The organism is Alkalibacterium putridalgicola (assembly GCF_040959045.1).
In the GTDB taxonomy this organism is placed as follows: Bacteria; Bacillota; Bacilli; order Lactobacillales; family Carnobacteriaceae_A; genus Alkalibacterium; species Alkalibacterium putridalgicola.
The window spans coordinates 1,087,366-1,109,997 of the sequence record NZ_CP162615.1; the positions used below are offsets into that span (position 1 = coordinate 1,087,366).

The following is a 22,632-nucleotide window of genomic DNA, read 5'->3' on the forward strand; positions in this document are numbered from 1 at the left end:
AGAAGGGTCACTTATGCTGGAAACGAAAGCATTGACAAAAAAATTCAAGTCCTTTGAAGCGGTCTCCAATGTCAGCCTGTATTTGGAAGAAGGGGAATCTGTTGGTCTGCTCGGTCCGAATGGTGCCGGGAAGTCCACGACGATTTCCATGATGTCGACGTTGCTTCTGCCGACTTCCGGCGAGGTCCGATATAACGGGGTCGATGTCCTGGATAAACCGCAGGAATTAAGACGTGTATTAGGTGTGGTACCCCAGGAGATCGCTTTGTATGAGGAACTGACGGCGTATGAGAATATGAAGTTTTTCGGGCGTATTTACGGGTTAAAGGGTGCAAGGTTAGAAAAGCGCATCAAAGAAGTCCTGGATATGATCGGTTTGACCGAAAGAAGCAAGGACCGGGTCGAGACTTATTCCGGGGGCATGAAGCGGCGCATCAATATCGGGGTGACGCTGCTGCATGAACCGCGCGTGCTGATCATGGATGAGCCGACTGTCGGGATCGATCCGCAGTCACGGAATTATATTCTTGAAATGATCCGCCGGTGGTAGAAGATGATTGACCACTCTGGTCAGATATGGTACTGTAAGCGTATAAACAGAGTGGTCGATTTTTTTTAAGGTAAACTGACCGCACTGGTCGAAGATGTATCAGCGAGGGGGGAGATTATGGATGATGCTTTTCAATCTCTGGAAAAGGAGAAACAGGAAAGGATCCTGAATGCGGCTTTTAAAGAGTTCAGTGAAAAAGGTTATAAACAGGCGTCGACAAATCAGATAGCTAAAGATGCAGGCATAGGTAAAGGGACACTGTTCTATTATTTCGGCAACAAAGAAACACTTTTTAATTATCTGATCAACGAAGCTTTTGAGATTGCCTACAGGGAATATTTGAGTCGGATCGATTTTGATGAAACGGATTTTTTCAATCGTATAGAGGAAATGAGTGTATTGAAGTGGCAAGTCTATGCCCGTTACGAACAGGCGCTCAGCTTTATGGCGCATATCCTGATGCACTCGGAGAACTATGTTTTGCCGGAGGATCTCGTTGAGAAGCGGCAGAAGGCTGAAGAAATCTGGGGCAGTCTGCTGACCCGAAATATCGACTTTTCAAAATTCAGAGAAGACATCCCTAAAGAAACGTCACTTAAATTCATACGCTGGACGATCGAAGGTTTCCGGACCGAACTGGAACAGCGTTTTAAACAGGCAGATTTCCAGGACTATACGAATGAAAACCTGAAGCCTTTCTATGATGAGTTTTATGAACATCTGGATCATCTGAAAAAAATCTATTACAAAAACTCTAAGGATGAAAAAAACCTCAAGACGTTGAGTGAAGACGGGAGTGAATGACCCATGAAAAAGAAAGTATGTCTGATTACAGGTGGAAATTCAGGTATCGGTAAAGCAGCTGCGATCCAGTTGGTTGAGGCAGGAGTCACGGTCATTATCGGCTGCCGGAATGAAGAAAGAGGCCGCACGGCACTGGAAGATATTAGAGCGAAGAGCGGCAGCGAAGAGGTCGAATTGCTGCTCATCGATATGAGTTCACAGGCATCCATCAAAAAGGCCGCAGAGACAGTCAAACTGAGACATCCCGTCCTGGATATCCTGATCCATAATGCCGCCGATTTCGATATCAGCAGAAAAAAGCCGAAGTTTTCAAAAGAAGATGTCGAAATGGTCTGGGCAACGAATCATATCGGCCCAGTATTGCTGACGGACTTATTGATGGATGAACTTAAGCGGAGCGAACAGGGACGCGTACTCACTGTGTCGTCTCAGGGACTGGTCATGCATCCTTTTTTAAAAGTCGATCTGGAGGATCCTGAACTCAGGGAGAGCAAGTATAGCGTGGAGAAAGCTTATTATCAGTCGAAACTGGCTCAAGTCATGTACACGTACTGGCTGGCTGATAAATTGAAGGACACACCCATTACAGTCAACGCCATACGCGTGACGAACGTTAAAGTCGATCTGGACAGGTATCCTGATCTGTCAGCAATCATGAAACGTATGTATGCAGTGAAGAGCAGATTCTCGATTTCACCGGAAGAGATGGCTGAAACGTATACGTATCTGGCCCTTTCGCCTGAAATGAACACTGTGTCGGGGAAATACTTCGATGAAAAAAGGCAAACAGTCCCGTCATCCAAGTATAGCCAGGATAAGGATAATATCAGCCAGGTCATGGACCTGACATTGAAGTATATTTAAAAAAAGATGCAAGAATCAGCTGGAGGAGTGATGGACGAATGGAAAAAGTGATCGAGATCAAAGGACTGAAGAAGGCTTTCGGGAAAACACAAGCCTTGTCGGATGTAAGTTTTGATGTAACTAAAGGTGAAATCGTCGGCTTTATCGGACCGAACGGGGCAGGCAAGTCCACGACGATAAGAATACTGCTTGGATTGATCAAAGCAGACGGCGGTGACGCGTCGATTTTTGGAAAAGATGTCTGGGATGAGGCTGTAGATATCCATAAACGTGTCGCCTATGTACCCGGGGATGTCAATTTATGGCCGAATCTGACTGGCGGAGAAGTCATTGATCTGTTCCTCAGCATGCGTGGACAGAAAGTGGACAAGCAGCGCAAGGAAGAACTGATCCGCCATTTTGAATTCGACCCGACGAAAAAATGCCGCAGCTACTCAAAAGGGAACCGTCAGAAAGTGGCGCTGATCGCAGCGTTTGCGGCCGATGCCGATGTCTACATTTTTGATGAACCGACAGCCGGACTGGATCCTCTGCAGGAGCGTGTCTTCCAGGAACAAGCCCGCCAGGCACAAAAGCGGGGCGCCAGTGTTCTTTTATCCAGTCATATCTTGTCAGAAGTCGAACAGCTCTGTGACACCGTTGCGATCATCCGCCAGGGCGAGATCGTGGAAGCCGGTTCTCTGGATGAACTGAGACACTTGACCCGGACGCAGATCATCTTGAGAACAGAAGAAGACGTACCGGCGCTTGAAAAACAGGCTTTTGCTCACGATGTCGTGCGTGAAAAAGGCGAAATCATTTTCCAGCTGGACAGTGAAAAGATGCCTGAATTTTTAAGCTATATCGAACCGTATCGCGTCACTAAACTTGAGAGTGCACCTCCTAAACTCGAAGACCTGTTCATGCGTCATTATGAATCGACGAGAGGAGGGGTCTAAGTGGCTCAAGCATTCGCGCAGACGGGACGGCTGTTTCGTTTTTCTTTAAAGAAAGACTGGTTGAAAATCTTTTTATGGCTCTTAGGTGCTGCCTTTTTCGTCTTTGTAGGTGTCTTTGCCTTTGTAGAAGTCTACGGTGATCCAGCAGAGAGGGAAGCCATGGCTTTTGCGATGCAGAACCCGGCGATGGAAGCATTGTTTGGACGTGCTGTGGGTGAGAACAATTATACGATCGGTGCGATGTATACGCATATGATGACGATCATGACCTTTGTATTATTAGCTATTATGTCGATATTACTGGTCGTCAGAAATACCCGATCTGAAGAAGAGGACGGTATCCTCGAACTGATCCAGGCTCAACCCACGGGAAGAGTGGCGCACACAACAGCAGCTATTCTATTGCTGGTCACCACGAATATCCTCGTTCTGATCATTTCGGCGGGTGTTCTACTCACTTTTGGAGACAGCAGCATGACGGTGGAAGGAGCGCTTCTCACTGGAACGATTTATGCCAGTCTCGGGATTTTCTTCGGGGCTGTGACGCTGGTTACCGCTCAGCTATCGTCCAATGCAAGAGGAGTCATGATGCTGGCCTTTGGCGTCTTGGGTATATCGTACGTCATCCGGATCATCGGTGACGGCAGCATGCCGTTTCTCAGCTGGTTCTCACCACTAGGGCTGCTCTATAACACTGAACCGTTCGTCAACAACTACTGGTATCCGGTATTTATCAGCCTAGGCATCAGCCTGCTGTTGATCGTTTTAGCTTTATATTTGAAACAGAAACGCGACATGGGCTCAGGACTGCTGCCGGACAGGGACGGAAAACGTCACGCTTCTGCCTTCTTAAAAAACCCTGTTGGCTTCGTCTTTGACCTCATCAAAACGCCGCTGATCGTCTGGACAGCATCGATGGCCTTGCTGGGGATTTCTTACGGCTCGGTGATCGGTGACGTGGATAGTCTGCTGGAAGGGAATGAAGTCGTCAGTGAGATCATCGCCGGTCAGGAAGGCATTAGTATGTCCGAACAGTTCATGGCTATGATCCTTGGTGTTTTAGGAATCATCTCTTCGATTCCTGCAGTACAGTTTCTTTACCGCGTGCATGGCGAAGAGAAGAAAGGACGGCTGGACAAACTGATCGCCGGGACCCATTCGCGCTATGTCATTTTAGGCACCTTCTTCATCCTGAGTGCACTCATTGCCGTCTTCATGCAGCTGGTGACGTCGCTTACCTTTGGAGGCGCCGCGGTGGCGATGGACTTTGATGTTGATTTCGTCGACGTTCTGCTCGCAGGTATGGGTTATGTTCCGGCCATATTCGTGATGATCGGTCTGGGCACGCTGCTGGTCGGCTGGTTGCCAAAACTGACTTCTATGGCCTGGCTGTATCTGGGCTTTGTGTTTATCAATCTGTATTTCGGTGAGTTGTTCGATTTCCCGGAATGGCTCAGTAACTTGTCAGCTTTTCACTACGTGCCGGAAATACCGATCGAAGACTGGAGCTGGACGGTCTTTTTGTCACTGACCGGCGCAGCGATCGTCCTATCGGTGATCGGATTCATCGGATTCAGACGACGCGACATATATTAACTGGAAAACTGGATAACTGATTTAGATGATTGGACAGACGTTGGGCGATCAGCTCAACGTCTGTTTTTTTCTGAATATTGATTGTCCGATTGCTTATAAAGAGGCATTGGAAATTATTTTGTGACTAACTTCGACACGTTCGGCGAGCGATTTTTACAGTACTTACCGAACTTGCCCCTATTCGACACGTACATTGCGAAAAGGTCTCTCAACCTACCGAATATTTAGGCACTTCGGTAGGTACATGTTGAACACTACTTTTAACCTACCGAATAGATATCCCCTTCGGTAGGTACGAGTAGATCAGGGCTTTCTAACTACCGAACACCTGCCAAGTTCGGTAAGTACGTTTCGATATGCTTGCTTAACTTACCGAAGACAAGCGACTTCGACAGGTAGGTAGTGATCAGTTCTTTCTAGTTGCTGAATAAGACAGACTTTAGACGCGGAATATTTAATGCAGCATTACAATAGACCTGCTCACCTCGAAACTAGTTTGAGTAATGCTAATGAAACGTTCATTCGACGTACTCGCATCGCAAAAGATTTGAGTAATGCTAATGAAACGTTCATTCGACGTACTCGCATCGCAAAAGATTTGAGTAATGCCAATGAGGCGATCATTCGACGTACTCGCATCAAAAAAGATTTGAGCAATGCCAATGAAGCGATCATTCGACGTACTCGCATCAAAAAAGATTTGAGCAATGCCAATGAAGCGATCATTCGACGTACTCGCATCGAAAAAGATTTGAGTAATGCCGATGAAGCGATCATTCGACGTACTCGCACAGAAAAGGATTTGAGCAATGCCAATGAGGCAATCATTCGACGTACTCACCTCGAAACTAGTTTGAGCAATGTCAATGAGACGATCATTCGACGTACTCGCACAGAAAATGGTTTGAGCAATGTCAATGAGGCGATCATTCGACGTACTCGCATCAAAACTGGTATTTAGCAGCACGAATGAGGCGTTCCTCACAATGCCCTATGACATACTCAGCAAGACAAGATCTGATAAGGTCTGGATTCGGTCTCAGCCGAATCCCACCTATTTAAGATCAGCAGTAAGCAATTTTAAAGTTTACTACGTTAAGTGTAGTAATTTTCGCAGGATAGTGATAAACTGAGTACAACGACAGATGAAGTACTTTTTGTCCCGAGTTAAAATAAACACGTTTACATACGACAAGAGTCTATGAGAAGGAGGAGAGAACCAGTGATCAGCAGTGATGTCATCAGAGGCTATAATGATACGTTTCTCCTGTCCTTATTAACAAAAGGGGATTCCTACGGGTATGACCTGTCCAGACAAATCAGGGAACTCACGGATGATGCCTATATCATCAAGGAAACAACGATGTATTCCGCCTTTGCACGCTTGAAAAAGAATGGCTACATCACCTCTTATCCCGGGACTGTTACACAGGGAAAAAAACGGACGTACTATTCTATAACTGAAAAAGGAAGAAACTATTTAAAGGAAAAAAGACAGGAATGGCGCATCACCAAAGAAGTGGTCGATAAATTAGTTGGAGGGGAAAATAAATGAATACGATCAGAGAATATATCGAGCAGATGTTCAGAGGGGTTCCGGTGACAGAAGAGACAGCTCAATTAAAAGCGGATATCCTGGCGAATCTGGAGGATAAATACACGGCATTAAAAGAAAGCGGCGCATCCGAACATGAAGCGATCGGCACGGTGATCGCTGAGTTTGGTGACATCGATGAGCTGCTGGAAGAATTCGGAATAAACCGCGTTGATGAACAGGTCACTAAACAATATGAGACGATGAGTGAATCTGACTTGAGGCAGTATATTCAGGCAAAAGGAAAGATGGGATGGAACATCGGACTGGGCGTTTTAGCCTGTCTGACAGGAATAGCCGGACTGTTGCTGTTTCTGGCTTTCCAGTCTGTGCTGCCTGGGGCGCTTTATATCGGTCTGCTCTTTCTAGTCGGCTTTTCAGTGATCGGCATCGGCCTGTTTATTATTGAAGGAATGAAAGCAGGAGAACTTGAACGCTTTTCTTCGCCTTATATCATTCTCCCAGGTGATAAAGAACAGTTCGTCTCTGAACAGAAAGACTATAAGCGGTCGTTTATTTTCAGTATCGTAGCCGGGGTGTCGCTGTGCATCATGTCGATCACCCCTATACTGGTCGGCGCGTTGACCTCTGTACTGCCGGTCCTTGTCGGAGTTGCTTTTTCTCTGCTGCTTATCGGTGTCGGGATCATCTTCTTTACCTATAGCGGCAATATATGGAGTGCATATGAAAGCATCAAGCAGAACGGTAAATTTGTGGAAGTGATCGAAGAAGAAACGGTCAAACATAAGCGAAACAAGAAAGTGGATTATATGATCGACGAGATTTACTGGCCTATCATCGTGGTCATCTATTTTGTCTTCAGTTTCACTCAGGGGACATGGGCGTGGTCGTGGATCATTTTCGTTCTGGCAGGGGCTTTGGAAAGTACGATCAAGTCATTAGCGGGGAACTGGGACAAGAACTAGATGATTTGTTAAAATAGACGTGATCAAAAGAAAGCGGGAGCATATATTTCTCGCTTTTTTATCTTTATTGTCTCTGCGTTCTGCAGCACCGAACGTTTTCAGGACACATTTCATACAACGCTTTTGCTGGATGTGGGCTGTTCGCTCGCAAGCTTCCTGATGTGTCTCTTTGTCTGCTGCTTTACGTTCATTCCTTTGCATAAGTTGGATAAAAAAAAGCCACGGAACGGAGTGATACCGTTCAGTGGCTTTTCGTGTGTCTGGAAGTAATGGGTATTCAGCTGTCATGTGCCAGTACGATCTTGCCTATTGTGTGTTCTGTCTGCAACTGTTCATAAGCTTTTCTGATCGTCTCTTCATTCATTTCGCTGAACAGTGTTTCCAGATTAGACACGATAAATCCCTGCTCGACCTGATTTTTCAGCTCGGTCAGGTATTCGTGCTGCTTGATCCAGTCCTGTGTTTCGTAAACGGAACGTGTATACATCAGTTCATAACTGAACGTGATACTCTTTCCGAAGAAACTTCCAGGCAACGGATTCTGAAGCGGCAGAAGGGAACAGACACGACCCTGCGGCGCAATGACTTTACCGACTTCGCGGATATTTTCATCAGCTTTGGCCGCGAGGAAAACAGCGTCCACTTGCTTGATGCCCAATTCTTCGAGCTGATTTTTGTATGGTTGTGTATGGTCGATGATGTGTTTAACGCCCAATTCCTTGATGTAACTTCTGCTTTCTTCACGGGAAGCCGTGCCTATGACATTGAAACCGTAATTTAAAGCGATCTGGCAGGCGACTGAGCCTACACCACCGGCTGCTCCAACGATCAGCAAAGTGACGTCACTGGGATTTTCGGATAGTGAAAACAGATCCAGACGGTCATGCATCACTTCATAAGAGGTGAGGGACGTGAGAGGCAGTGCTGCCGCTTCGCTATAGGTCAGATTCTTCGGCTTAAGGGCTACCATGCGTTCATCGATGAGGTGATAATCGGCCTGTGCACCTTGAACATTACTCGAACCAGGGTAAAACACGTCATCCCCTTTTTTGAACAGTTTAACTTCTTCACCGACCTCAACGACTTTTCCGGAAATATCCCGTCCTAATATAGTAAAGGAGTCGTCTGTTTCCTTTTTCATCATCCATGTCGCGAAATCCGTGGGGTTTAGTCCTACCGCTTTCACTTCGACAAGGATCTCACGTTTATTGGGTTCCGGTCTATCCAGAACAACCTTCTCAAATGTAGGAAGATCTTTTTCTTTTTGAGGATCATAAAAGCCATAGGCATTCATTTTTTCAGTCATATCTGTCATCCTTTCAGTCTTTTCTTAAGTGTACACGTTCTGATTTTAAACAACAACTACGAATCATTTTAATGTGTGAAATGATTCGCTTAAAATTATTTATTGTTTTATAGGGGCATTTTTCGATATGATAGATGTAGACGTTTAATAGAAGAGGAGAAGAATCATGACCAATTATATAGATAACGCTCTGAAAGTGTTCGAGAATAATTTCGATTTAAAGAAAGAGGAAAAAGTGGTGATTATCACCGATGACCGCATGCGCGATGTTGCCATACCGTTTTATGAAGCTGCCTGTATCAAGGGGAACGAAACGGTCTTTTCACAGTTTCCTGCGATATATAAATCTGGTGAAGAACCTCCGGCTCTGATCGCGCAGGCAATGAAGGATGCGGATGTGGCCTTGTGTGTGACGACAGCCAGTCTGACGCATACCCGTGCCAAGAAAGAAGCTGCGGCTACCGGCACACGTATCGGAACGATGCCAGGGATCACTTTAGCGATGCTGGAAAAAGGGGCGATCGAAGCCGACCCGGATACCGTTCAGAAACTGACCGGTTATTTTACTGACCTGCTGGAACGTTCCAGTGAAGTGAAGATCGAAAAAGACGGAGAAGTCCTGACCTTTTCAATCAATGGCCGTAAAGGGATCCCAAGTACCGGTATATTCCGCGAAAAAGGACAGGCCGGGAATGTCCCTTCAGGCGAAGCTTTCATTGCACCGCTTGAAGATTCAGCCAACGGAAAAATCATTGTTGACGGATCGATCGCACAGATTGGTAAAGTGGATCATCCGGTGACGTTAACTGTTGAAAACGGCAAACTTGTCGATGCGACTGGCCGTCAGGGTAAAGAACTGCTCGAGCTCCTTGGGACGGAAGACGGAAAAACCATCGCCGAATTTGGGATCGGCACAAACCCGACTGCCCGTATCACAGGAGTCGTACTGGAAGATGAAAAAGTATTCGGAACGATCCACATAGCCTTTGGTTCAAATAAACCTTTTGGTGGTGTGACAGAAGCCGGTGTACACATCGACTGTGTGGTCAAGGAACCGACCTTCTATATCGACGGTGAAAAAGTCATGGAAAAAGGACGAGTTCTGAATCCGGATCTCCCTTCCGTTTAATAAAATAAAAGGAAAGGCTAAGACTCAATCTGTCTTAGCCTTTTTTCTTTATATTCTTTTAGAAAGACTCTGTTCTGGGGATCTAGCGCATTTTTTGAAAGTAATCCCAGGTCGGTAAACTCAGAGAGTAGTCGATACTGATCACGTCGATGTGAGGCTGATATCGGCCAAGTCAAACGAAATATGATTTGGGCATGCCGATATAGGAGCTACGTCAGTAAACTCAAAGGTTAGTCGATACTGATCACGTCGATGTGAGGCTGATATCGGCCAAGTCAAATGAAATAGGATTTGGGCATGCCGATGTAGAGGCTATGTCGGTAAACTCAGAGGTGCATCGATCGTGAGCATGTTGATGTGAGGCTGATATCGGCCAAGTCAAACGAAATAGGATTTGGGCATGCCGATGTAGAGGCTATGTAAGTAAACTCAGAGGCGAGTCGATCGTGAGCACGTCGATGTAAGGCTGATCTCGGCCAAGTCAAATGAAATAGGATTTGGGCATGCCGATATAGGAGTTACGTGGGGTAACTCAAAGGTGAGTCGATTGTGAGAACGTCGATACGACTCTAACTTCAGTATACGTCAGACCAACTCAACTCCGAGATGTGCTAAACGAATCGTGAAACTTAAAAATTAAATATATAATCACTATAAGCTTTTTTAATAAGGTTCTGATCAGGCGTGATGCCTGATCATTCCTCATTTAAATATAAAAGGGACCATACTCGCCATTCAGCGAGTATGACCCTCTTTAGAAACACAGTTAAAACAAGTCGAGCTGTTTGGGGGCAAGACCAGTAAAGTCAAGTCCCAGCAGGTCCTGCAGTTCTTTGGCGTTCTGGGCCGCATGACCGCCGGAATTGTTATTGAAGATCACACAGACTTCTTCGGCGTTGACCTCAAGCTGCTTCACTAAATCTGCAAATGCCTTCAGTTCATCCTCTGAATACTGATAAAGCGTCCGTTCAGCACGCCAGTCGGTCACGTTTTCACCGAGCCAGCCTTCATAATTCCGTCCGTGGAGACGCAGAACGCTTAAAGAGGGTGCGGTGACTTCAGGGACCTGGGGCACACTATTATTCGGAGTTTGTGGCTGGTCGACCACCACATTCGTCCAGCCCTGATCCTTCAAAAAGGCAAGCGTCCGCTCTTTGTTGGTATCGCTGAACCAGCTGGGATGCCGGAATTCGACAGCGACAGGCAGCTCCTTCATTTGCTTCTTAACGTAGCGGAGATAATTGACGTGTTTTTTTACACAGTCAAAGTAAGGAGGGAACTGAAAGAGAAACGCTTTGATCTTTTTCTGTTCAAGCATCGGCTGGAAGGCATCCAGATAGGCTGCAAAGGCTTCGTCCATAGTCGTGAACTCTTCATGATACGGTTTATGTAGAGTCATGACACCGTAAGCTTTTGGAAAAAACTGGAAGATATCGGGCGTCTTTTCTATCCAGCTCTCGATCGTCTCGCTTTTAGGGATGGCATAAAAACTGGTATCGAGTTCCACGATCGGGAAATGGCCGGCGTATTCGATCAGTTTTTTATTCGTACTGCGCTGGATGAGAGGATGGTCGCTCCAGCCGGTCAATCCTATTGTGATCATTCCATTCTAATCCTTTCGCTGATTTTGAATTTCTTCGATAACCGTTTCCAGCAAGTCCACGTAATCCTTTTGCGTCTGATCAGCAAAGGGGTGGAGGGACTTGACCCGGCGACTGCGTTTTGACGTCCGTCTTTCTTTGGCTGAGAGATGCCGGCCATCGATAAGCTGCTGGATAATACTGTCAGTGTATTCATACCCGTCATGATGCAGGACTCGGCACCCTTTTGGCAGCAGCATGGAAGCCAGGCCGTAATCTTGTGTAATGACGATATCGTTGGGTTGGGCGATGGCGACGATCTTGAAATCCGCCTGATCACTGCCGCGTTCGACCCATAACTGTCTGACGTGATCGGGGACTTCTCTTGTTGAAAAGTGGGCGATACTGGCGACCAGTACTACTTCCAGACCGTACTGCTTTGCCAGGGCAATGGTCTCTTCTTTTGTGGGGCAGGCATCGGCATCGATGATTATTTTCACGGTCATCATCCTTTCGTTCTCTTTCTTACCAGTTTAACACAGTCCAAACATTTGAGACATGAATAAAGGGAGGGAGGAACACAAAAAATTTACATCTCTATTTACAACTTCGACCTATGGTTATACGTTGACATCGTTTACAGAAAAGCTTACTTATAAATAAGAGATATTGAAAAGAGACATGAATTAATGACAACTCATGTCTCTTACTATTCTAATTAAGATCTATTCGACTTCCAGTACTTTCTCCATATCTAGATTGAATCCGACGTTATCGACGTGGAGGAATTCTTTCAGGTTCAAAACAGTAGCTCCGTATAGACTGGCCTTCCGTCCAAGCGTTGACTGTTCGATCGGTACATTTTTGTAAATCGTCATGCTCAGGTAATGTCTCAGCAGGCTGATGAGCTCCGGGATTTCTTCCAAGATCTCAGAATTGATATAAACGATTTCAGGATCATAGTTACCGATGACGTTCATCAAACCGATACCGAAGTCTTTGGCAAACTGTAGGATTATGTTGATTGTCGACGAATCCTTCTGATGATAGGCAGTGACCAGGTCATCGAAAGTTAAAGACGTATCGCCTTTTAAAAGCTGAAATTTATGCACCAAGGCTTTGATCGAGGAATACTGTTCCAGACACCCCTGATTTCCACAAGGGCAGCTGATTCCGTTCGGATAAAGCACGGTATGCCCGATCTCACCACTTCGGCCTTTGAAACCACGGTAAAGCTGTCCATCTAATATGATCCCGGCACCGATACCTGTATGTGCACTGAAGGATATGAGATTTTTATGTTCGGTATCAAAGGCTGATTCAGCTAGTGCAGACAAATTGGCTTCATTTTCGATATGAATCGGCAAGTCGAGTTTTTCTTGCAGAAGAGTAACGAGGTCCAACTGGTCAAGGTTAAAATAAGGAGTAAACTCGATTTTATTGTTATCGACGATACCGTGGATGGAGATAGTTACACCAATGATACCGAAAGGGGTCTCTTTCATGTTGGAGCGGAAATTATCGACTACAGTCGTTATATAGTCAACGATATTCTCTTTGGTGATTCCAGTTTCTTCTATAGTGTACTCGATTTTTTCTCCGTCTAGGTAAGTGATGAGATAGCTGATACGATCATAACGTACATCGAAACTGATGGAGACTCCGGCTTTCTTATTTACAGTGAGCAGGATGGGGCGACGTCCGCCGGAAGAGGTGCTTTTTCCCGGTCCGATTTCGATAACATAATCGTCTTGTATCAGTTTCCTGACTATCTCAGAAACTGTCGCTTTGTTAAGACCGGTGACTTCTGAAACCATGGCACGTGAAATTTCCGGCCGGTTCATAATCTCTGACAAGACTAGAACGCTGTTATTTTCTCTGATGTTGTTTTTCATTCTAAACATTATATTCCCCGCTTCTAATAGTGATAAATTCTTGTTGTTCAAATAACGGTGCTAATAAAAAAACGAATAATAAGTGAAAAGGATAGTATAAATAAGTCGTTAATTCTATTTCAAAAAATGGAAGCGCTTGACAATAAAAACGAGATTCGCTATAGTTATACTGCAAGTTGGTTGATTAAACTAACAAACTAGAATTACATACAGTTTAACACATTTGATTATAGAAAAAAACATTAAAAAGTTAAGGGTTTCTTCTATAATTATGTTACAACATTTTTCACAAATTAGGAAATACAAAGTACTCATTACTTGATAGGGATACTAACTACTTAATCCTTATGATCAAATTGGAATTGTAAGTGGAAAATAGTGCTGCTTATGAAATGTCCGGTTTTCATTGTTTTTAATAGATAGTATTTTAGGTGAGTTAAGATATATGACTGGATTACTTTAAATGCTTTATTAATTACCATAATACCACAATCAGTAAAGAACAATATCTCAGTAACTAATTTAATTCATTAGGAGGATTCAATTATGTCAATGATTCAAAACCCCGTACTGAAAGGTTTCAACCCTGATCCAAGCATGCTGCGTGTCGGTGATGATTATTATCTCGCCGTCTCGACATTTGAATGGTTCCCTGGAGTCGTTATCTATCATTCAACTGATATGAGAAACTGGCGTCAAGTGGCACGTCCTTTGAACCGTGTAGAACTTTTAGATATGAAAGGCAACCCTGATTCCGGCGGTGTCTGGGCGCCTCAGCTGAGCTACGCAGACGGCCAGTTCTATCTTATTTATTCAGATGTCAAAGTGACCGGCGGCATTTACAAAGACGTGACCAACTATCTGACGACCTGTGAAACGATCGAAGGGGAGTGGAGCGAACCGGTTTATATGAACCAGTCCGGCTTTGACCCATCCTTGTTCCATGACAAAGACGGCCGTAAATGGTTCGTGAATATGGTCTGGGATCACCGTGTCGGCAATCACGACTTTGGCGGGATCGTCCTGCAGGAATACAGTCACGATGAGAAGAAACTGATCGGCGACCGCAAAATCATATACAAAGGAACAGATGTCGGTCTGACTGAAGCCCCGCATCTCTACCATATCGATGAATATTATTACTTACTTACAGCTGAAGGCGGTACGATGTATGAACATCATGCAACCTTAGCCCGTTCTAAAAATATCGATGGTCCTTATGAAACACATCCGGATAATCCACTGATTTCATCATGGGGACATCCAAGACTGGCTTTACAGAAAGCCGGACATGCCTCGATCGTTGAAACACAGAACGGCGAATGGTACCTGGCTCACTTGACCGGTCGTCCGACAAAAGCGCCTGGCGATGTTCTGTTAATGGACCGCGGCTACTGCCAGCTGGGGCGTGAAACAGCGATCCAGAAACTGGAATGGAAAGACGGCTGGCCATATGTCGTGGACGGTAATTATCCAAAAGTTATGGTCGAAGCGCCTGATCTGCCTGAACAGAAATGGGATGATGACTTCCCAGTAGTCGATCAGTTTGATTCAGAAGAACTCGGTGGACAGTGGCAGACGCTGCGTATTCCATATACTCAGTTTGCTTCATTGACTGACAACCCTGGACACCTGCGTTTATACGGTGCTGGTGGATTTTCAAACTTACACAAACAGGCACTTGTTGCCCGTCGCTGGCAGGCCTTTGAATTCGAAGCCGAAACAAAAGTCAAAGCAGACCCTGTAACTTTCCAGCAGCAGGCCGGCTTAGTGAACTACTACAACACGAAAAACTGGACAAGTCTTCATATCACTTGGGACGAAGAAAAAGGCAAGATCATCGACCTGTATGTGTCAGAGCGCAACAACGTATCCAATCCATTAGGTGCCGATACCATAAAAGTGCCTGACGAAGCAGAGGCCGTCTGGTTCAAAGTGAACGTCGATCAGTATACGTACCAGTACAGCTATTCCTTTGACGGCGAGAACTGGAATGAGATCCCTGTCGTCTTTGATTCATGGAAGTTATCGGATGAATACATTCAGGAATCCGGTTTTTTCACTGGCGCTTTTGTAGGTATGAGCTGTATCGACACGAGTGGTATGCGTATGGCAGCGGACTTTGAATACTTCCGCTATGAAGAAGAGGAAGACACACGAGACCACTGGACACAGACTAGACATTATAATGAAGAAAAAAGTACTGGCAGAAGTAAAACAGCCTTAGGTAAGACAGGTACATCAAAATAATAATCTAAAAAAAAAGAGGAGACCGGTCAAGCAGGTAAAGCCAAAATCGATAACGCAGATGGGTGCTTTACGCTTTGCCGGTCTTTTAATTTAAAAAATCGAGAGAATGGATGTGGCATTATGAGTTATGTATTAGGTTTAGACTTGGGAACAAGCGGTTTGAAAGGAATCTTAGTCAATAAAGAAGGTAAGATCGTCGATGAGGCGTCTTCAGAATATCCTCTGCTGACACCAAAACGCGGGTTCAGTGAACAGGACCCGTTGGAATGGTTCAGAGCTGCAAAAGAAGTGATGCAGGAGATCTTCAGATCGACTTCAGATGCGAAAGAGAAACTGGAGGGCATCAGCTTTTCCGGACAGATGCATTCACTGGTCCTGCTGGATGAAAAAGATGACGTTTTACGTAACGCTATCTTGTGGAATGATGTCCGTACGACGAAACAGTGTGACTTTATTACCGACAAAGTAGAAAACTTGATCAGCATCACAAAAAATAAGGCACTCGAAGGCTTTACTTTGCCAAAAATCTTATGGGTAAAAGACAATGAACCGGATATTTTTGAAAAAGTCAGCACCTTCTTATTGCCGAAAGATTATCTAGGCTTCCGTTTGACTGGAAGCAAGCAGATGGAATATTCCGACGCTGCGGGAACATTACTTTTAGATGTTGAATCACGTGACTGGAGTGAAGAAGTGGCGAAAGCTGTTGATGTACCGACAGCCATCTTCCCTGAACTCGTTCAGTCACAGGCTAAAATCGGTGATCTGGATCCTGCATTAGTTGAAGAACTAGGCCTGAAAAATACAGTGCCTGTCTTTTCAGGTGGAGCTGACAACCCATGTGCCGCAGTCGGAGCCGGTATCGTCCGTCCTGACCAGGGAATGGCAAGTATCGGGACATCAGGTGTGTTCCTGTCCTATGAAGAAACAGGAGACAAAAACTACAATGGACACCTGCATTACTTCAACCATGTCGTACCGAATGCCTTCTATACGATGGGCGTGACGCTTGCGGCAGGAAGCAGTCTGAACTGGTTCAAGAAAACTTTTGCACCGAATGAAAGCTTTGTAGAACTATTAAAAGGCGTAAAAGACATCAAGCCGGGAGCGGATGGACTATTGTTTGCACCATACATCTCAGGTGAACGTACACCGTATACAGATGGGAATATCCGTGGAACATTCTTGGGCATGGATATCGCACACACACGCGATCATTTTGCCCGTGCTGTTCTGGAAGGAATCACTTTCTCACTGAGAGATTCATTTGAACTGATGAAAAAACATTCAAATAAAGAATTCAAGCAGATCGTTTCTGTCGGTGGTGGAGCGAAGAATCCGGACTGGCTCCAGATGCAGGCCGATATCTTTGGTACACCCGTCGTTACACTGGAAACCGAACAGGGACCGGCGATGGGATCAGCCATGATCGCTGCTGTAGGTGCCGGCTGGTTCGATTCTTTTGAAGCGTGTTCCGAAGTCTTCGTGAACTATAAGTCAGAAGTCAAACCGAATCCGGAAGCCGTGTCTAAATACAATAAAGTATACGCCAACTACAAAGAAGTGTATCCGACAATCAAAGACCTTTCTCATAAATTAGTGACCGATAACGACTAATAGAAAGATACCGAAAAGCTATGATGGCTATCATAGCTTTTTCTTTGGCGTAAGGGAAGTGAGTGGGGTGCTGCTATTTGTGCCTTTCATGAATGTCTTGAGTCAGCGAAGGGCAAATAAGTAGCGGATATGTGCCCTTCGCTTGAACTGGCGAGGCCTGAAGGGCAGAAAAGTGATGGATATGTGCCCTTTAGCTAATCAAGGTACGTACAAAGGTCACAAAAAGGGCATTTATGTGACTCTCACAGTAACTGTCGAAGCATGAAGGTCACAAAAAAGGCAGATATGTGCCCTTCAGGAAGTTGGAGGATACACGAAGGTCACAAAAGTGACGGATATGTGCCCTTCAGGAGATCAGACAAGAAACGAAGGGCACAAAGGCAGCGAATATTTACCCTTGACTTGAATCGTCGAGACTTGAAGGTCACAAAAAGTCTCATTAGATAAACAAGAACTAAAGAACTCTCATAATGTAAGCAATCGTCAAGTGATTGCTTTCTTATTGATGAAGAAACATTGCTGTCGATCTTTGTTTGAGACAATGAAAATAAAAGTGTGAAGCGTACTGTGGGAGATCTGCAGTTAGGACTGAAAAAAGCAACTATAAAATCACCCGATATATTAATAGAAATACTTGAAGAGCCATCGGTGATTATCTGATATGATGGAGACTGGATCCGAACAGGAATACTAAACGTAACCAGAACAGAACGAAACGCTAACCCTATACAGGAAAAGAAGGAATAACTATGACAAGTGATAAAACGATGATTTTACCCAGCTACATCAGTGGCGGGATGATCGTGCAGCGTCACGAGCCGATCGTCTTTAAAGGGAAAGACGCTGAAGGAACAGAAGTCAGTGTGACGTTTAACGAAGAAACAGTCCGTACGAGAGCGGACGATACCGGCTCATGGTCGGTGACTTTTTCTGAAAGAGAAGCAGGAGGGCCATTTACCCTGCAAATCAATGGATCAGAAAAAAGAGAAATAAAGGATGTCTACGTCGGTGAAGTCTGGCTGATCGGCGGTCAGTCAAATATGGAACTGCCTGTCAACCGCACCTATGACGAATTCAAGGAAGAAATCGATGCGGCGGATCATCCCCTGATCAGAGAGTTTCATCTGGAGGCAGACCCTGTGTTTGATCAGCCTAAACAGTGGATGACTCAGGGGAAATGGAAAACAGCCACACAGAAACATATCCAGGATCTTTCTTCGTTAGGCTTTTTCTATGCGAAAAAACTTCAGGAAAAACTGGCTTTACCTATAGGGATCTATCATACAGCCGTTGGGGGCACACCCATCGAAGCTTGGATGAGTGAAGAGACCCTGCACGAGTTGGGCGATTATGATAAAGAGATCGCCTACTGGAAGAAACCTGAGAATGTTGCACAAGAGACTGAAAAAGATCTGAAAAACACAGAGATCTGGTATACCGACCTGTCTAAAAACGATAGAGGGTTATCGGACTCCCCACAGTGGATGGAAGAAGACGCAGATATGTCAGACTGGTCCAGACTGGATCTGCCTGTCATGTTCAAAGATACAGAACTGTCTGGCTTTTCAGGCGTTGTCTGGTTCCGAAAAACATTCCATGTGTCTAGAGATCAGCTGGATTCTGATCATTTCAGACTGCGCCTGGGGTCTCTGATCAATGGGGATGAAACGTATCTGAATGGTCAGAAAGTAGGGGTCACCGAGTACCGCTATCCACCTCGGAAATATGTACTGGAAAAAGAAGACTTAAAAGAAGGAACGAATACACTGGTCGTCCGTCTGATGATCGATGCCGCTAACGGTGGGTTTATCCCGACGTTCCCGTATCAGCTTGAACTGGACGACGACACGATCGATCTGGAAGGCGAGTGGCTCTACAAAGTCGGCTATCAGAAAGAAACGATCGCACCGATGCTGTTCCTGCACTATAAGCCGGCTTCAGAATATAAAGGCCTGCTGTATCCATTAAAGGATGTTGCCTTTAAAGGGGCGCTCTTTTATCAGGGCGAATCGAATACCGGACAGCCGGTCGGCTACAAGGAACTGATGAAACGAATGGTTCATGACTGGAGACAGCTCTTTAATAGAGACCTGCCGTTTTATTATGTTCAGCTGGCCAATTATGTGGATCCGGCTGTAGGCGTCGATGATGAAAAGTGGGCTGAGCTCCGCTACGAACAGGACCGTGCCCGTCTCCTTATCGAAAAATCTGAGATGATCCCGGCTTATGACTGCGGGATCTCTTATGAACTGCATCCGCATGATAAAAAAACACTGGCTCACAGGCTCGCACATGTGGCTTTGAGTCGAGACTACGGTGTCGAAGAGATGTATGAAAACCTGGAAATTGAGGCTGCCCGTAGATCAGCTGATTCTATTACTCTGCAGGTAAAAGGTCTTAAAGGTGATCTTAAACTAACAGAAACCTTACCTGAAATTGAAGTCAGTGTGAATGGTGACTGGGTGGAGGTTCATATCAGTGAGATAAATGAGAATGAGGTTCAGATCCGTTCGATTGATATGACAGAAATGGATGAAGTGACGGAAATCAGATATGCCTGGCGGAACGATCCACAAGGGTTCGTCTTTGATTCAGAAACGAATCTGCCTCTATTGCCGTTTACGTATCCACTTTAATAGTAACTATATAAAACCAGCAGCTTGGTGTAATAACTGGATGTACAGATGTAACCATTTCGTAGAAAATGTTCAGTCGTAAACGGTCACTGGCTCGAGCGCGACATTCTAAGCTTGAAAGTGTCGACTCGTGGATCAGGACTTCGATGAGTACGACAATTCAGGAAGAAAAATGTTCAGTCATGAGTCGGCAATGCTGCGAGTGATACATGCCGGGACTGAAAGTGTCAGCTCGTGCTCTGTATCCAGCGTGACTGATACATTTTTCCAGCAAAAGTGCTCGCTCATCACCTCTGTCTTTCATGAGTGAACACTTTTCGAGAGGTAACTGTTCACTCATCCATCTCCTGGTAGGTGAGTGCGACATTCACGCCTAAAAACTGTTCACTTACGCCTAACCACATGCTTGAGCCGACGTTTCGTCACCTATACATCATTTACCAGTAACACAAACCGAAGGAGTAGACGACCCCGATTCTAAATAAAAGGGGTGAAACGAGGCTTAGGCCTCGTTTTTTCCTTATCCAACGCTTTAAAGGAGAGAGATCGAAAATCTTCGATCTCTTTCATAATAAACTCACTTTATAGTGGCAGAGAATACTTGGCATTTCTGTCTCTGCTATAAAAGGAGTCGTTCATTCATTCCATTTAATGCTAAACTTAAAAAACTGCCGGATGAGTCTTGAGACTCATCCGGCAGTTTTAACTACATTATTGGACTATTTATCTTCGTTATCGGCTTTTACTTCGTCCGCTTTATCGACATCAAACGGTTTTTTATCCTCTGGAGATGTTTCCTGTTCTTTTTCAGCTTCAGTTTTATCTAATTCACCTTCTGCTTTCGGTAAACCGTCTCTCGTATTTTTAGCTGCCGCAGCGTCAGCAGGAAGGGCAGGATTGCGCGCTGAATGAGGTTGATTTCTCATACTGTAAAACTCCTTTCATCAGTTAATAATAAAAGTATAACACATGAATTTAAAAAACGCTTCCAATATGATTAAACCAGAAGTAGTGGCAGGAAAAAACATAAATTTTACAAAAAACGTTGACACCGTTTACACAATGGGTTATAGTTAGTTTGTAAGCTAAACCAACTAACATTTTTACTTAACGAAGGGAGAACAAGTATACATGGCATATTTTGACAACATAAGTAAAATTAAATATGAAGGGGCACAATCAAAGGATCCTTTAGCATTTAAATTTTACAACCCAGAAGAACAGATCAACGGTAAATCAATGGAGGAATTGATGCGTTTCGGCGTAGCCTACTGGCACACATTTACTGAAGATCTAAGCGATCCATTTGGTGTCGGGACAGCTCAACGTCCTTGGGACAAGTATTCAGACCCAATGGAAAAAGCTAAAGCACGTGTTGAAGCAGCCTTTGAATTCTTTGAAAAATTAGGAGTTCCTTACTTCTGTTTCCATGACTATGATATTGCTCCAGAAGGCAAAAACCTGAAAGAAACTTTAGAAAATCAGGACATCATCGTAGACATGATCGAAGACCACATGAAAGACAGCAAAGTGAAACTGCTTTGGAACACAGTAAACAACTTTACTAACCCAATGTTCGTTCACGGTGCATCTACTTCAAACAATGCTGACGTCTTTGCTTATTCAGCTGCTAAAGTTAAAAAAGGTTTGGAAGTCGCTAAACGTTTAGGCGCAGAAAGTTACGTATTCTGGGGCGGACGGGAAGGATACGAAAGCCTTTTGAACACTAACATGGGTCTAGAACTGGACAACCTGGCACGTTTCTTCCACATGGCAAATGACTATGCGAAAGAAATCGGATTCGAAGGACAATTCCTGATCGAACCTAAGCCAAAAGAACCTACTTCACATCAATATGACTTTGACGTGGCTCACGGTTTTGCATTCCTGCAAAAATATGGTCTGGAAGACGTATTCAAGTTCAATATTGAAGCAAACCACGCAACACTTGCAGGACACACATTCGAACATGAACTGCACTATGCACGTATCAATGGCATGTTAGGATCAGTCGATGCTAACCAGGGCCATCCACACTTAGGATGGGACACTGATGAATTCCCATCAGATCTATATTCTACAACACTAGCTATGTATGAGATCCTTAAAAATGGTGGTCTTGACAAAGGCGGCTTGAACTTCGATGCTAAAGTTCGTCGTACATCATTCAAACCGGAAGATCTATTCAAAGCTCATATCGTAGGTATGGACAGCTTCGCTATCGGTGCTAAAGTTGCTCAGCGTCTATTAGACGACAAAGCACTTGAAAACATCGTTGACGAGCGTTACAGCTCTTACAATGACGGTGTCGGTAAAGAAATCGTCAGCGGAAACACTGACTTCAAGAAACTTCAAGACTACGCATTCGGTATCGATAAGATCGAACACGAATCTGGAAACGTTGAAGTTATCAAGTCGATCCTGAACCAGTACATTGTAACAACTCTTGCAAAATAATCTCCATATGATCCTGGAATGGCATGAATGCAAATAGGTTTTAAATTTCTACCATTTATAGCTTTGAACGTGTATTAAGAGGTTTGATTATTCCCCCTATAATAATTAAGCTAAATACGAAAAGTGTGAGCCCTTAATGGCGCTCACACTTTTAATATACTCATTATTCGGCCACTGCATTCTTGCCGGCCAGAAACGTTTAATCTCAGTAATAGAAGAAACTCAGAAGCCAGTCATTCTTTGACTTCCTTATATATAATCTGATAATGGGAAGTCATTTACCAATGTAGTATCGACTACCCATTATAGGCGTCGATAAGGGGTACTCAGTTGCTATTCTAACATTGAGTATTCACTAAATCGCTTAATAGCCTCAATTCAGATGAGGTGTTTGTCTTGAGTTACTGTTATACGAGCTCATAACAGCAAGTAGACTACCATTTTTTCGCTGGAGTACCCCTTATATCGGTCAATAACAGCAAGTCAGATG

Annotated in this window: 18 protein-coding genes; 13 read left to right on the forward strand and 5 right to left on the reverse strand. The window is 44.6% G+C overall.

Annotated features, from left to right (window positions below; all coding sequences use genetic code 11):
- Positions 1–13: 13 nt before the first annotated feature.
- From AB4027_RS05165 to AB4027_RS05200, 8 genes are all read left to right on the forward strand, one after another.
- Positions 14–550: an ABC transporter ATP-binding protein gene (locus AB4027_RS05165; RefSeq protein ID WP_368646272.1), complete on the forward strand. Its 537-nt coding sequence runs from the start codon at positions 14–16 to the stop codon at positions 548–550.
- Between the two features lie 117 nt (positions 551–667).
- Complete coding sequence (locus AB4027_RS05170) at positions 668–1,354, forward strand: TetR/AcrR family transcriptional regulator (protein WP_368646273.1); 687 nt, start codon at positions 668–670, stop codon at positions 1,352–1,354.
- A 3-nt stretch (positions 1,355–1,357) separates the two neighbouring features.
- Positions 1,358–2,218 carry an SDR family NAD(P)-dependent oxidoreductase gene (locus tag AB4027_RS05175; protein ID WP_368646274.1) on the forward strand — a complete coding sequence of 287 codons (861 nt, stop codon included), beginning with the start codon at positions 1,358–1,360 and terminating at the stop codon, positions 2,216–2,218.
- 38 nt (positions 2,219–2,256) lie between these two features.
- Positions 2,257–3,156 (forward strand): ATP-binding cassette domain-containing protein, encoded by a 900-nt coding sequence (locus AB4027_RS05180; protein ID WP_368646275.1) that lies wholly within the window; start codon positions 2,257–2,259, stop codon positions 3,154–3,156.
- On the forward strand, positions 3,157–4,752 hold the full coding sequence (locus tag AB4027_RS05185; RefSeq protein WP_368646276.1) for an ABC transporter permease: 1,596 nt from the start codon (positions 3,157–3,159) through the stop codon (positions 4,750–4,752).
- A gap of 457 nt (positions 4,753–5,209) precedes the next feature.
- The gene (locus AB4027_RS05190; RefSeq protein ID WP_368646277.1) at positions 5,210–5,713 is read left to right on the forward strand and encodes a hypothetical protein; all 504 of its coding nucleotides are present in this window, start codon (positions 5,210–5,212) and stop codon (positions 5,711–5,713) included.
- A 261-nt stretch (positions 5,714–5,974) separates the two neighbouring features.
- A complete protein-coding gene (locus tag AB4027_RS05195) occupies positions 5,975–6,307 on the forward strand; it encodes a PadR family transcriptional regulator (protein WP_368646278.1) in 333 nt (110 codons plus the stop codon).
- The gene (locus AB4027_RS05200) at positions 6,304–7,272 is read left to right on the forward strand and encodes a permease prefix domain 1-containing protein (RefSeq protein ID WP_368646279.1); all 969 of its coding nucleotides are present in this window, start codon (positions 6,304–6,306) and stop codon (positions 7,270–7,272) included. The genes AB4027_RS05195 and AB4027_RS05200 overlap by 4 nt, the downstream gene beginning before the upstream one ends.
- Positions 7,273–7,549: 277 nt before the next feature.
- Here the strand turns inward: AB4027_RS05200 and AB4027_RS05205 are convergent, their stop codons facing one another.
- Positions 7,550–8,578 (reverse strand): zinc-binding alcohol dehydrogenase family protein, encoded by a 1,029-nt coding sequence (locus tag AB4027_RS05205; protein ID WP_368646280.1) that lies wholly within the window; start codon positions 8,576–8,578, stop codon positions 7,550–7,552.
- A 166-nt stretch (positions 8,579–8,744) separates the two neighbouring features.
- Here AB4027_RS05205 and AB4027_RS05210 point away from each other — a divergent pair, with 166 nt between their 5' ends.
- The gene (locus AB4027_RS05210; RefSeq protein ID WP_368646281.1) at positions 8,745–9,707 is read left to right on the forward strand and encodes an aminopeptidase; all 963 of its coding nucleotides are present in this window, start codon (positions 8,745–8,747) and stop codon (positions 9,705–9,707) included.
- Between the two features lie 766 nt (positions 9,708–10,473).
- On the opposite strand, the gene AB4027_RS05215 is transcribed toward AB4027_RS05210, so the two are convergent.
- The 3 genes from AB4027_RS05215 to AB4027_RS05225 form a co-directional block, all read right to left on the reverse strand.
- Positions 10,474–11,310, reverse strand: coding sequence for a DUF72 domain-containing protein (locus AB4027_RS05215; RefSeq protein ID WP_368646282.1), 837 nt, complete (start codon positions 11,308–11,310; stop codon positions 10,474–10,476).
- A gap of 6 nt (positions 11,311–11,316) precedes the next feature.
- Positions 11,317–11,796 (reverse strand): YaiI/YqxD family protein, encoded by a 480-nt coding sequence (locus AB4027_RS05220; RefSeq protein ID WP_368646283.1) that lies wholly within the window; start codon positions 11,794–11,796, stop codon positions 11,317–11,319.
- 216 nt (positions 11,797–12,012) lie between these two features.
- Positions 12,013–13,191, reverse strand: a complete 1,179-nt coding sequence (locus AB4027_RS05225; protein ID WP_368646284.1) for an ROK family protein — start codon at positions 13,189–13,191, stop codon at positions 12,013–12,015.
- Between the two features lie 543 nt (positions 13,192–13,734).
- On the opposite strand from AB4027_RS05225, the gene AB4027_RS05230 reads away from it, so the two are divergent.
- The 3 genes from AB4027_RS05230 (at position 13,735) to AB4027_RS05240 (ending at position 19,685) form a co-directional block, all read left to right on the forward strand.
- On the forward strand, positions 13,735–15,432 hold the full coding sequence (locus AB4027_RS05230; RefSeq protein WP_368646406.1) for a glycoside hydrolase family 43 protein: 1,698 nt from the start codon (positions 13,735–13,737) through the stop codon (positions 15,430–15,432).
- Positions 15,433–15,552: 120 nt separating this feature from the next.
- Entirely contained in the window at positions 15,553–17,049 is a 1,497-nt protein-coding gene (gene xylB / locus AB4027_RS05235) for a xylulokinase (RefSeq protein ID WP_368646285.1), read from the forward strand.
- 749 nt (positions 17,050–17,798) lie between these two features.
- The gene (locus AB4027_RS05240) at positions 17,799–19,685 is read left to right on the forward strand and encodes a sialate O-acetylesterase (RefSeq protein WP_368646286.1); all 1,887 of its coding nucleotides are present in this window, start codon (positions 17,799–17,801) and stop codon (positions 19,683–19,685) included.
- 719 nt (positions 19,686–20,404) lie between these two features.
- On the opposite strand, the gene AB4027_RS05245 is transcribed toward AB4027_RS05240, so the two are convergent.
- Positions 20,405–20,611, reverse strand: a complete 207-nt coding sequence (locus AB4027_RS05245; protein ID WP_368646287.1) for a hypothetical protein — start codon at positions 20,609–20,611, stop codon at positions 20,405–20,407.
- A 205-nt stretch (positions 20,612–20,816) separates the two neighbouring features.
- Here AB4027_RS05245 and xylA point away from each other — a divergent pair, with 205 nt between their 5' ends.
- A complete protein-coding gene (gene xylA, locus AB4027_RS05250; protein ID WP_368646288.1) occupies positions 20,817–22,142 on the forward strand; it encodes a xylose isomerase in 1,326 nt (441 codons plus the stop codon).
- Positions 22,143–22,632 lie beyond the last annotated feature (490 nt).